11 protein-coding genes are annotated in these 11984 nt (G+C 56.8%); 8 read left to right on the top strand and 3 right to left on the bottom strand.

Annotated features, from left to right (window positions below):
* Nucleotides 1–95 precede the first annotated feature (95 nt).
* The 4 genes from ACXJGX_RS01390 to der all read left to right on the top strand — a co-directional run bounded on the left by ACXJGX_RS01390 (nt 96) and on the right by der (nt 4879).
* Entirely contained in the window at nt 96–1286 is a 1191-nt protein-coding gene (locus ACXJGX_RS01390) for a multidrug effflux MFS transporter (RefSeq protein ID WP_474779151.1), read from the top strand.
* A gap of 116 nt (nt 1287–1402) precedes the next feature.
* A complete protein-coding gene (locus tag ACXJGX_RS01385; protein ID WP_474778346.1) occupies nt 1403–2071 on the top strand; it encodes a hypothetical protein in 669 nt (222 codons plus the stop codon).
* A gap of 19 nt (nt 2072–2090) precedes the next feature.
* Nucleotides 2091–3386, top strand: coding sequence for a PQQ-like beta-propeller repeat protein (locus ACXJGX_RS01380; protein WP_474778345.1), 1296 nt, complete (start codon nt 2091–2093; stop codon nt 3384–3386).
* A 50-nt stretch (nt 3387–3436) separates the two neighbouring features.
* A complete protein-coding gene (gene der, locus ACXJGX_RS01375) occupies nt 3437–4879 on the top strand; it encodes a ribosome biogenesis GTPase Der (protein WP_474778344.1) in 1443 nt (480 codons plus the stop codon).
* Here the strand turns inward: der and ACXJGX_RS01370 are convergent.
* Nucleotides 4869–5579, bottom strand: a complete 711-nt coding sequence (locus ACXJGX_RS01370) for a hypothetical protein (protein ID WP_474778343.1) — start codon at nt 5577–5579, stop codon at nt 4869–4871. The two genes, der and ACXJGX_RS01370, sit on opposite strands and share 11 nt — an antisense overlap.
* Nucleotides 5580–5692: 113 nt before the next feature.
* Between ACXJGX_RS01370 and ACXJGX_RS01365 the strand changes: the two genes are divergently transcribed.
* Entirely contained in the window at nt 5693–6889 is a 1197-nt protein-coding gene (locus ACXJGX_RS01365; RefSeq protein WP_474778342.1) for a DUF2235 domain-containing protein, read from the top strand.
* Here ACXJGX_RS01365 and serS read toward each other — a convergent pair.
* On the bottom strand, nt 6886–8178 hold the full coding sequence (gene serS, locus ACXJGX_RS01360) for a serine--tRNA ligase (RefSeq protein WP_474778341.1): 1293 nt from the start codon (nt 8176–8178) through the stop codon (nt 6886–6888). The genes ACXJGX_RS01365 and serS overlap by 4 nt on opposite strands.
* A gap of 206 nt (nt 8179–8384) precedes the next feature.
* Entirely contained in the window at nt 8385–8741 is a 357-nt protein-coding gene (locus ACXJGX_RS01355; RefSeq protein ID WP_474778340.1) for a cupin domain-containing protein, read from the bottom strand.
* 312 nt (nt 8742–9053) lie between these two features.
* On the opposite strand from ACXJGX_RS01355, the gene yajC reads away from it, so the two are divergent.
* From yajC to secF, 3 genes are read left to right on the top strand one after another with little or no spacing between them, the layout of a single operon-like run.
* Entirely contained in the window at nt 9054–9332 is a 279-nt protein-coding gene (gene yajC / locus ACXJGX_RS01350) for a preprotein translocase subunit YajC (RefSeq protein WP_474778339.1), read from the top strand.
* 19 nt (nt 9333–9351) lie between these two features.
* A complete protein-coding gene (secD, locus tag ACXJGX_RS01345) occupies nt 9352–11013 on the top strand; it encodes a protein translocase subunit SecD (protein WP_474778338.1) in 1662 nt (553 codons plus the stop codon).
* A gap of 1 nt (nt 11014) precedes the next feature.
* Complete coding sequence (secF, locus tag ACXJGX_RS01340) at nt 11015–11983, top strand: protein translocase subunit SecF (protein ID WP_474778337.1); 969 nt, start codon at nt 11015–11017, stop codon at nt 11981–11983.
* Nucleotide 11984 lies beyond the last annotated feature (1 nt).

Below are 11984 nucleotides of genomic sequence, written 5' to 3'. Positions count from 1 at the left end.
CTACGCACATCCCTTCGCGCTTTTTTCGAAGGTTGAGGTGCCGGTAACCTGTGGGTACGTTCAGGGGAAATTTTCAGTTAGGTCCTTCCATGCCCATGTTGCGCGCTGCCCTGATCCTCGGGCTTCTTTCTGCTGTCGGTCCCTTTGCAATCGATATGTATTTACCCGCTATGCCGAGCATCTCCGCGAGCTTGGACGCAGATGTCGCCTTGGTCCAGATGACACTGACCGCCTATTTCGTGGCCTTCGGGCTGGCGCAATTGTTTTACGGGCCTTGGGCAGATCAAGTCGGTCGTAAAATACCGCTTTATTTTGGGCTTGGTGTCTTTTTGATGGGGGCTGTGGTCTGCGCGGTTGCGCCGACCATCGGCTGGCTGATTGCGGGCCGGATCATTCAGGGGTTAGGGGGCGCCGTCCTGATGGTGGTTCCGCGTGCGATCATTCGCGACATGCATACCGGGACACAAGCGACAAAACTGATGGCGATGGTTATGCTGGTCATTTCTGTTTCGCCTATGCTGGCACCTTTGGCGGGCAGTGGCATGATTGCGATTGGCGATTGGCGCGGTATTTTCTGGATACTCGCATTGGCGGCGATCCTAAGCCTGACCTTGGTCGGGACAATTCTGCCTGAAACGCTCGCACCGGAACACCGGGTGCGTGTCAATCTGCGCAACCTTTGGCAAGGCACCAAGGTGTTGGTGCGTGATCCGGTCTTTATGGGGCTGACGTTTATTGGCGGCTTTGGATTCGCAAGTTTCATGGTGTTCATCGCCAGCGCCGCATTTGTCTATACCGAAGAATTCGGGCTTAGCCCGACGGGGTTCAGCATTGCATTTGCTGTGAATGCGCTCGGGTTTTTCGGTGCGTCGCAGGTGGCGGGGCCGATGGGCGAAAAATACGGGATTCTTCCAGTGATGCGCTGGGCCATCATGGGGTTTGCAGGGTTTACTGTCGCGCTCTTTCTGGTTGGTCTTGCCGGCTTTGCAACGCTGCCGGTGATCATTGCCGGCCTGTTTCTGGCGAACGCGTGTTTGGGGTTGATTTTGCCGACAACAATGGTTGTGGCGCTTGATCCACATGGTGATATTGCCGGGCTCGCGGCAAGTCTGGGCGGCACGTTGCAGATGGTTGCTGCGGGTGCGATGGTTGTGGTGACCGGGTTGTTCTTTGATGGCACGGCAGTCCCGATGGTCGGGGCGATTGCGTTGTGTGCTGTTTTGGCGCTGGTTCTTGCGCTGCGGACGTTCGCCGTGATGTCACGTACATCCGGTTCGACGGCGTAACGGGTTACAAAACTTCGTGTGTTTGGGATTAGGTGGCTATTTGGGCGCCTTCTGACTTGTCCACGTGGCGTGCTTCACGATATGAACGCGCCAACAGCATTTTGCTGATGCGTTAAATGGGGGCCAAGGTGAGCAACTCGGACAGTTTTATCGATGAAGTCACTGATGAAGTGAAACGCGACAAGCTATTTGCACAAATGCGCCGTTATGGCCCAATTGCGGTGCTTCTGATTTTGGCTCTTGTGGGTGGTGCGGCTTGGACGGAATATCGCAATGCGCGCGACGCCGCCGCCGCTGCCGCGACAGGCGATGCAATTTACGCTGCGATTTCAGAAGCTGATGCGACAGCCCGCGCTGCGGCGTTGTCAGCGTTGCCAGTCGCAGGGGACGCGGGCGCCATTGCTGCGCTTTTGGCGGCTGCGGCGCAGAATGAAGCAGGCGATACAGATGCTGCGGCCGCGGCGCTGAATGCCGTTGCCAGCAACGCCCAATATCCGCAAGCCTATCGCGATTTGGCTGCATTCAAAGCGGCGATGATACCCGGCGATGATGTGGCAGCGCGTATTGCGGCCCTTGAAGAACTGGCGCGCCCTGGTCAGCCTTATGCCCCGCTGGCACGCGAACAGATTGCCTATGCACAGCTTGAAAGTGGCGACACGGTCACTGCCTTGGCGACGATGCGCGAAATCGCAGAAGATGCGGCCACGTCGCAGGGCTTGCGTGATCGGATGCAAACCTTGATGCTGTCGCTCGGGGAACCGATGCCGCAACCAGTGACGCAGTAGGCCCGGATTGGAACGCACCGTGACAGTAAAAACAATCATTGGCGCAAGTCTATTGCTCGGCTCGTTGGCAGCATGCGGCGAAAAAGACGTGATTCTGCCCGGTGAACGCTTTTCGCTGCGCAATGCGCCGGTATTTGAAAATACAGTGCAAAGCGTATCGATACCCGTTGCGCAAGAAAATATCGACTGGACGCACCGCAATGGCAGTCCGTCACATCAAATTAGCCACCCAGCGCTTGGGCTAAGCCTGCGCGAAGTGTTCGCAGTGCCGATCGGAGAGGGCGATAGCCGCCGCGCACGTATTACGGCTGAACCCGTGGTTGCAGGCGGTGTGATCTATACCGTTGATGCACGTGGCACTGTCACCGCGACGTCGGCTGCGGGGCAAACGCTGTGGTCACGTGGTTTGGTGCCGGCAGCTGATCGGGTCAGCGATGCCTCTGGCGGCGCTGTGGCGGTCGGTGGTGGCCGGGTCTATGCCGCAACCGGATACGGGGAAGTCACATCGCTGGACGCCGCGACAGGCGCTGTGATCTGGGTTCAGGATTTGGGCGCCCCGGCACAGGCGGCGCCAACACTGCGTGGCGATTTGCTGTATCTGGTTGCGCGCGACAGCACCGCGTGGGCGTTGGATGTCAACGACGGGCGCATTCGCTGGCAGGTCAGCGGAACACCTTCGCAAGCCAATTTCGATGGCGGGGCGTCACCCGCCGTATCAGGCGAGACGCTGATTTTGCCATTCCCGTCGGGTGAGGTGATAGCGACCTATCCCGACGGCGGGTTGCGCCGCTGGTCGACCGTGATTTCGGGCGATCGGTTGGGCCGCGCCGTTAATCTGGTCAGCGGAATTGCCGCTGACCCTGTGATCGTCGGTAACCGTGTTTATGTCGGGAACTTTTCCGGGCGAATCGTTGCGCTCGATTTGACCGACGGCAGCCGTTTGTGGACAGCCCCAGAGGGCGCGATTAGCCCGGTTTGGCCGGTTGGTGACGCTGTGTTCTTGATCAATGACCTGAACGAATTGGTCCGTTTGAACGCGACAACAGGCGACCCGGTCTGGCGAGTGGGCTTGCCAAATTTCACCGATGGCAAAACGGCCCGCCAGCGCGCTGTTTTTGGGCATTATGGGCCGATCTTGGCTGGTGGCCGCCTGATTGTCACCTCGTCTGATGGCGTGATCCGACAGTTTGACCCGACCTCTGGTGCGTTGATTGGTACTGTTGATTTGCCCTCTGGCGCAGCCACTGCGCCTGTTGTTGCGGGGCAAACGCTGTACGTCGTCAGCAAGGACGGCAAATTGCACGCTTTCCGTTAAGCGCTGATTGGTGTATCGGCGGGCCTCAACATCCGTCAGGAGCCGAATAAATGAGTTTTACCCTTGCAATTGTGGGCCGTCCAAATGTGGGCAAGTCGACGCTGTTCAACCGTCTGGTTGGAAAAAAGCTGGCGTTGGTCGATGATCAGCCGGGGGTAACGCGTGATTTGCGCGAAGGCGAAGGGCGGATTGCCGACTTGCGCTTTACCGTGATCGACAGTGCCGGCCTTGAAGAGGCCACTGACGACAGCCTGCAGGGCCGTATGCGCCGCCTGACCGAACGCGCTGTGGAAATGGCCGACGTCTGTCTGTTTATGATCGACGCCCGTGTTGGTGTGTTGCCCGCAGATATGGTTTTTGCCGAAATCCTGCGCAAGAAAAATGCCAACGTCATTCTGGCCGCCAACAAAGGCGAAGGCCGCGCCGCTGATAATACCATTCTTGAAGCCTATTCGCTTGGCCTAGGCGAGCCGATCCGTATGTCTGCCGAACACGGCGAAGGCATGGGCGAATTGATGGACGTTCTGCGCCCGATCTTTGATGCCCATGAAGAACGTGCCGCGATTGACGCCCCAGAGGTGGACGTGGACGTCGGGGACGATGACGAAGACGCGCCGCGCGTTCCGACCAAAGCAAAACCTTTGCAAATTGCTGTTGTCGGACGCCCGAACGCAGGCAAGTCCACACTGATCAACAAGATCATCGGTGAAGAGCGGCTGCTCACTGGCCCCGAGGCCGGCATCACCCGCGACGCAATTTCCGTGCAGCAGGATTGGGACGGCGTCCCGATGCGGATTTTTGACACTGCGGGTATGCGCAGAAAGGCAAAGATCCAGGAAAAGCTGGAAAAGCTGTCGGTGTCTGACGGGTTGCGTGCTGTCAAGTTTGCCGAAGTTGTTGTTGTCTTGCTTGATGTTGAAATTCCGTTTGAACAGCAGGATCTGCGGATCGCCGATCTGGCCGAACGCGAAGGCCGTGCGGTGGTGATCGCAGTCAACAAGTGGGACACAGAAGACGAAAAGCAAGACAAGCTGAAGGAGCTGCGCGAGAGCTTTGAGCGGCTGCTGCCGCAGTTGCGCGGCGCACCTTTGGTGACGGTCTCCGCCAAAACAGGCAAGGGGATCGATAAGCTGCAACAGGCGATTATGCGGGCGCATGATGTCTGGAACCGCCGTATCACCACGGCCCAGTTGAACCGCTGGCTGGTGGGTATGCTGGAGCAGCATCCGCCTCCCGCGCCGGGCGGCAAGCGGATCAAACTGCGCTATATGACCCAAGCCAAGACGCGACCACCTGCGTTTGTCGTGATGACGTCGCATCCCGATCTGATGCCAGAAAGCTATAAACGCTATTTGGTCAACGGGTTGCGCGCTGACTTTGATATGCCGGGTACGCCGATCCGGCTTTATCTGCGCGATCAGGGCGACAAGAACCCTTACAAGGATAAAAAGTCGTCGCAGCCATCGCGTTTGTCAAAGCACCTTAAGAAATAACCTGGCGTTGGCTGACCATCAGGGTCAGCCCCGCCAGAACCATCGCACCCAAAGCCGCGAGCAGTGTGACCGACATTTGATCGCTGCCGTTGGCAACGATAATGCCCACCAATGCCCAGATCACGGCAAGCCCGTAGGCGGGACACCGGGTTTTGGTGATCACAAATGTGGCCACCGTTAACGCGCCGATGATCCCTGCGTAGGCCCAATAAACCTGACCCATCAAAACGCCGTATCCGGCTGCGGTTGTGCCCAGTGATACAAAGCTCGCCGCAGTAAGCCATCCAGCGTACAGCCCGACAGGGACTTTGAACGCCCAAAGATCATGCGGTGCTTTGAACAGCGCAACAATTGCTGATCCTGTCATGACAAAAATCAGGATGGTCGCCCAAATCGCGCTCGTGTTCGCAACAGCGAGCCACGGTGTACCGACAGCAAGGCTGACGATCAACGCGGGGCGCGCACGGTCCCAGCCCGGATGATCGGCGCGTTGCCAGACGCCATAGATCGCAGCGCCAACCAACCCTGCGTAGATCAGCCCCCAAATCGCAAAAGCATAGCCCGCAGGCTGAACGGGTGGGGCAATTTGTGGAATCGGCAATTGATCCGCCCGAAAGCCTGAAAAAGGGCGGGTTAATGCGGGCGACACGACAAATGTCACCGTAAAGAAAAGAGCCAGGTACGCGCGGAGATGTTTCATGGTTCACCAGATAGGGTCAATTCGCAGATATCAAATGCACAGTCAGGAATAGCTGACTTGCGCGGCCAGATGCTGTGTTCCAGCATGTTGCCATTGATAGGGATGAATTACCAATGAAACGCATCGCGATTTTTTGCGACGGGACATGGAATCGCCATGACGCCGCGCACCCGACCAATGTTGTGCAACTGGCGCAGGCCGTGAAACACACATCAGACGATGGCCACAAACAAGAAGTGTTTTACGTTCTCGGTGTCGGTGCAGGCCGCGGATCGACAAAATTAGCGCGCTTTGCAGATCGCAAGATCGGCGGGGCGCTGGGGATCGGCCTTGTCGAGAATATAGAGGATGCTTATCGCGGCCTTGTGTTTTCCTACGAGCCGGGTGACGAAATATACATCTTTGGGTTTTCGCGTGGTGCGTATACGGCACGGTCATTGGCGGGGTTGATCCGGTCGTGCGGGATACCTCCGCGCGGCAATGTCCACCGGATCAACGATGCGATTGCCCGGTATAGATCGCGTGATCCCAATACCAAACCGGACGATCCCGCCAGCTTTCTATTTCGCGCTGATTTCGCACCCTTTACCGCAACCAGCAACGCGGAATGGAATTGGCGGCTGAAGACGCGCCCGGGTCTATGTGTCAATCTGGAAATCAAATATCTGGGCGTGTGGGATACCGTTGGTGCGCTTGGGGTGCCGGCCCATTGGTTGACGGCAAAGTTTTTCAATCAAAAGTACCAGTTCCACGATCAGCACCTTAGCACCATGGTGAAATCTGCTCGGCATGCGGTCGCAATTGATGAACACCGCAAAACGTTCCCGCCTGCGCTGTGGTCTGAAAAGTTGGGGGTCATGAACCGGATGGCTTTGGGGGTAGAAAGCGATGTCGCGCTTGACCCGCGCAGCCGCGATGACTGGGCATACCGTCAAGAATGGTTTCCGGGTGATCACGGATCGGTTGGCGGTGGTGGCGACCGACTAGGGTTGTCGTCGTTTGCATGTGACTGGATTGCCGAAGGGGCGCAGCGCGTCGGGCTTGAGATGGACCCGCGTGTCTTGGACGCGATCCGCAACACACGAAATATCCGCGAACAGTTATGCAATAAGTCATCGCTTGATTTGATATCACGGCTGATGATGCGCAAAAAAGTTGACCGCGATGGTCCGATAACGATCGAAGATCTCAGCCAAGTCGCGATTGATCGCATTGCCTGCGACAAGGACTATCAGCCGAAAACTCTAAAAAACGTGCTGAAAAAACTGCAAGAGCAGATCACCCAAGATGATCTGCTCCCACGTGCTTAGGCCAATTGGCCGTCTGCGTTGATACGGGTTTTGTTGCCCAGGTAGCGGTGCAAAACGGCAGGCAGATCAACGGATCCGTCTTCCTGTTGACCGTTCTCGACCACCGCAATCAGGCAGCGCCCAACCGCAAGGCCGGAGCCGTTCAGCGTATGCACGAACTCTGGCTTGCCGCCACCCGAGGGTTTGAACCGCGCATTCATACGGCGGGCCTGATAATCGCCCGCGACCGAGATTGACGCGATTTCGCGGTAGGCATTTTGACCGGGCAGCCACACTTCGATGTCGTGGGTTTTGCGCATACCCGCACCCAGATCGCCTGTGCATAACACCACCGTGCGGTAGGGTATGCCGAGTTTATCCAAAATTGTTTCGGCCCGCTTTGTCATCGCGTCATGTTCTGACGCGCTGTCTTCGGGTTTGGTGATGCTGACCATCTCGACCTTTTCGAACTGGTGCTGGCGCAACATGCCGGATGTGTCGCGCCCGGCAGAGCCTGCTTCGGAACGAAAACACTGTGTATGCGCGACAAAGCGGCGGGGCAGATAGGATTCGTCGACAGTTAACCCATTGACAATATTTGTCAAAGTGACCTCGGCGGTGGGGATAAGCCACCAACCGTTGGTGGTTTGATAGCTATCGTCGCCGAATTTGGGCAGCTGGCCGGTGCCGTACATCATTTCTTCACGCACGAGTACGGGGGTGATGGTTTCCGTAAGCCCGTGTTCGTCGACATGGGTGTCGAGCATGAATTGCGCAAGGGCGCGGTGCAGGCGTGCGACGGCACCCGACAACAGCACAAACCGGCTACCCGACAGTTTTGCTGCGGTCTCGAAATCCATGCCCGGACGGATTGCGGGAATGTCGTAGTGTTCGACGGGGGTAAACGCAAAGTTGCGCGGGCTGCCCTGACGGTTGATTTCGACGTTGTCGTTTTCGTCTGCACCGTCTGGAATGGACGGATCAGGCAGGTTAGGGACCGCCAACAGCATGTCGTTCAGGGCGACATCTTGGGCCTTGGCAGCGTCGTTCAATGCCGCAATTTCGGCTTTCTTTTCAGCGACCAACGCGCGCAGGCGTTCAAATTCAGCGTCGTCGCCACGCGCCTTGGCGGCGCCCACGTCTTTGGCGGCTTTGTTGGCGTCGGCTTGGGCGGTTTCGGCGGCCAGAATGCTGGCGCGGCGTGCCTCGTCCAAGGCCAAAATATTGGAGGACACAGGGGCCATCCCACGACGAGACAGGGCCGCGTCAAAGGCAGCGGGGTTGTCACGGATGGTGCGGATATCGTGCATGGCATCGGTCCTTTTGGCGTTACAAGTGGCGCTGATATGCCCGATTGTGGGGGGCAAGTGAACCGAAAATTGGGGGTCGGCATCGCGTCGCCCCCGGCGCACGGTCCGAAGGCAGACCCGCGTTGGGAACTGGGCAGCAGGATCGCACCGCGGTCACTGTCCGTTTGGCGCTGGCTCGGACGATGCTGATCCGCCGCTCGGGGTCTTTAAAGACGCGTTTTGGGTGCGGGTTCTCTTGAGGAATCGCCAGAATTTGGTTCGCCCTTCGGCTCGATCAACAAAACCTTCACCTCGTGTTCGGCACGCGGTCTATGCACAACCCCTTTGGGCACGATGAACAGCTCACCGGCTTTTACAACTTGCGAGGCTTGCCCTTCGATATCCATGATCATTTCACCTTCCAGCACATAGAAAAAGTCGTCTGTGTCGTCATGTTTATGAAACGCGTATTCGCCTTGAAGTTTTACGACCATTACGTCGTTTTCATTGTAATCGGCAATAACATGCGGATCCCAATGGCTATCGAACATAGCAAGCTTTTCTGAAAGTTGGATTGGTTTCATGGCGCGCACCTTTCTAAATTGCTTCGTCACAAAGTGGACGAGACGCGCGGTTTGTTCAATGTCCCATCCGCATGATGCCAATCACCCGCTTCGCCGTCACACCCCAAAAGCACCGCGTTAGATGCCGCCCAGCCGGCGCGTTCCAACATCCGGTGGCGTCGGTCGAAATAACGGGCTGTCGGGCGGGCATTGCGGGCTGATTTGGTGCCGCGGACCGCTATCCACTTGCATCTCGTTGCCAATTGCTTATCTCGCGATTAACGTGCCGCCACTTCTTGGGTGGTGAGACCCGCAATATATAAGGATTTGGCTATGAGACCTGTTGACCTGATGTTTATCGTGACGCTCATCGGGATCATGTATCTTTTGGTGTTTCGTCCCCAGCAGAAAAAGCTGAAGGAACACCAGATGACACTTGATGCGTTGCGCCGGGGCGACCAGATCGTCACCCAAGGCGGGATCAAGGGCAAAGTAGTCAAAGTGAAAGACGACAACGAAGTTGAAGTCGAAATTGCGGCTGGCGTGAACGTCCGTGTGGTCAAATCCACCATCGCTGCGGTTCTGAACAAAACCGAACCTGCGAAATCCTGATCCGCCAAAGGACCGCGTCATGCTGAATATTTCTACGCCAAAGCAGATTTTGATCTGGGGCATCGTTGCGGTTGGATTGCTGTTTGCAATGCCAAACACATTTTATTCGCGGGTTGAGGCGCATAATGATGCGGTTGCAACGATCGCGGGTGGGCAGACTGATGCGGCACTAGAGGCGGATGCGGCGCTATGGCCCCGCTTTTTGCCATCGAACTTGGTCAACCTTGGGCTTGACCTGCGCGGTGGGGCACATTTGCTGGTCGAAGTGAATGTCGCCGATGTACATGCGACATTCCTGGAAGAATTCTGGCCCGCAGTGCGCGATGCCCTGGCGGTTGATCGTGACACCGTCGGGTTTGTGACCCGCGAAGATGGCCCGGTTGATACGTTGCGGGTGCGGATTTCCCAAGAGGCAGGGGCGGCACGTGCGTTGGAAATCGTGCGTGGATTGGGGACGCCTGTGGCGTCTTTGACCGGCGGCGCGGCCAGCAATATTGATGTGTCGATCAATGGTCCGATCCTGACGATCGAGCTGAGCGAGGCTGAAAAGGTTGCGATGAACGATCGCACGATGGGTCAGACGCTTGAAATCGTGCGGCGCCGGATTGACGAGGCCGGGACACGCGAGCCATCGATCCAGCGTCAAGGCACCGACCGCGTGTTGATCCAAGTGCCCGGTGTCGGGTCGGCGCAAGAGGTGATCGACCTGATCGGGACCACCGCGCAACTGACCTTTAACGCGGTGATTGCCGTGACCGGAGATGCAAATCAATCGCCCGGCACCGGCAACATCATTGCGCCGGACGCTGAAAACCCCGGTCAGTTTTATATCATCGAAAAACGTGCTGTCGTGACTGGCGAAGAATTGGTCAATGCGCAGCTTGATTTCGACCAAAACGGGTCACCTGCGGTTGCGTTCCGGTTCAACACGGCTGCGGCCCGCAAATTTGGCGACTATACGTTAGAAAATATCGGGTCGCCCTTTGCCATTGTTCTGGATGGCGAGGTGATATCGGCGCCACGCATCCAAAGCCACATTCCGGGTGGATCTGGTATCATCACGGGTAATTTTGGCGTCGAAGAGGCCACCAATCTGGCCATTCTTTTGCGCGCCGGGGCGCTGCCTGCGAAATTGACCATTTTGGAAGAACGCACAGTTGGACCCGAATTGGGGCAAGACAGCATTGATGCGGGCAAGATTGCTTGTATCGTTGCGGGTATTGCGATTTTGATCTTTATGGTTCTGTCGTATGGGCTTTTTGGCCTGTTTGCGGACATCGCGCTGATCGTGAACGTCGGTCTGATCTTCGGATTGCTGTCGATTATCGGCGCCACGCTGACGCTGCCGGGTATTGCAGGGATCGTGCTGACCATCGGGATGGCTGTCGATGCAAACGTCATTATCTTTGAGCGCATTCGCGAAGAATTAAAAACCGCCAAAGGAGCTGCCCGTGCGATTGAGCTTGGGTATGAAAAGGCGATGTCGTCGATTGTTGATGCCAACATTACCACCTTTATGACCGCTGTGATCCTGTTCTTTGTCGGGTCAGGCCCGGTCAGCGGTTTTGCGGTGACTTTGGGCTTTGGTATCCTGACGTCGGTCTTTACCGCCATCTTTGTGACCCGGTCGTTGATTTCGATCTGGTTCGCTCGCGCCCGTCCTAAGACAATCGAGGTTTGATATGCGCCTAAGACTTATTCGTGATAATACCTCGATCGATTTCTTCAAACACGCAAGGGTGTGGCTGGGGATTTCGCTGGTGATGATGGTTGTCGCCATGGGGTCGTTTGCCATGCGCGGGTTGACCTACGGGATCGACTTTCAAGGTGGTACAAGCATCCGCACCCAGTCTGAGTTGCCTGTTGATGTCGCCGCTTACCGTGCTGCGCTTGCGCCGCTTAATCTGGGTGACGTATCCATCGCCGAGGTGAATGATCCGACGTTTGCGGACAATCAGCACGTGTCGCTGATCCGCATTCAGGCGCAAGAAGGTGATGAACGCATCGCGTCCGAGACAGTAGACGCGATCGAGGCGGCAATGCACACGGTCGACCCCGCGATGACGTTTCCATCCGTTGAATCCGTGGGTCCGAAAGTGTCGGGAGAGCTGATCAAGACTGCGATCATGGCGGTGTCTCTAGCGGTTGGCGCGATTTTGATCTATATCTGGGTGCGGTTCGAATGGCAGTTTGCGGCCGGTGCTGTGCTGGCGCTGTGTCACGATGTGTTGCTGACAATCGGTATCTTTTCCGAGATCGGACTGACATTCGATCTGACCATTATTGCGGCTTTGCTGACGATCGTGGGGTATTCGATCAACGACACGGTGATCGTGTTTGACCGGGTGCGTGAAAACCTGCGCAAATACAAGCAAATGGAACTGAAGGACGTTCTGAACCTGTCGATCAACGAAACCCTAAGCCGGACGTTGATGACATCAGGCACCACATTGATTGCGTTGATCGCCCTTTATACGCTGGGCGGTGATGTCATCCGCGGCTTTGTGTTTGCGATGATTTGGGGTGTGATTGTCGGGACGTATTCGTCGATCTTTGTGGCGTCCACCATTGTGTTGGTGTTGGGCGTGAAACGGGACTGGTCGAAAAAAGACCCGGCGGCCGGTGGCCGTTACGCCCATATTGATACCTAAG

The organism is Yoonia sp. SWMV100 (genome assembly GCF_056108365.1).
The sequence above is the reverse complement of the archived record's forward strand: the minus strand, read 5'-3'. Positions and strand labels throughout refer to the sequence as shown.

Coding starts and splice junctions, on each gene's coding strand:
- ACXJGX_RS01390 (WP_474779151.1), top strand. CDS start 96: ATGTTGCGCGCTGCCCTGATCCTCGGGCTTCTTTCTGCTGTCGGTCCC.
- ACXJGX_RS01385 (WP_474778346.1), top strand. CDS start 1,403: ATGGGGGCCAAGGTGAGCAACTCGGACAGTTTTATCGATGAAGTCACT.
- der (WP_474778344.1), top strand. CDS start 3,437: ATGAGTTTTACCCTTGCAATTGTGGGCCGTCCAAATGTGGGCAAGTCG.
- ACXJGX_RS01370 (WP_474778343.1), bottom strand. CDS start 5,579: ATGAAACATCTCCGCGCGTACCTGGCTCTTTTCTTTACGGTGACATTT.
- ACXJGX_RS01365 (WP_474778342.1), top strand. CDS start 5,693: ATGAAACGCATCGCGATTTTTTGCGACGGGACATGGAATCGCCATGAC.
- serS (WP_474778341.1), bottom strand. CDS start 8,178: ATGCACGATATCCGCACCATCCGTGACAACCCCGCTGCCTTTGACGCG.
- ACXJGX_RS01355 (WP_474778340.1), bottom strand. CDS start 8,741: ATGAAACCAATCCAACTTTCAGAAAAGCTTGCTATGTTCGATAGCCAT.
- yajC (WP_474778339.1), top strand. CDS start 9,054: ATGAGACCTGTTGACCTGATGTTTATCGTGACGCTCATCGGGATCATG.
- secD (WP_474778338.1), top strand. CDS start 9,352: ATGCTGAATATTTCTACGCCAAAGCAGATTTTGATCTGGGGCATCGTT.
- secF (WP_474778337.1), top strand. CDS start 11,015: ATGCGCCTAAGACTTATTCGTGATAATACCTCGATCGATTTCTTCAAA.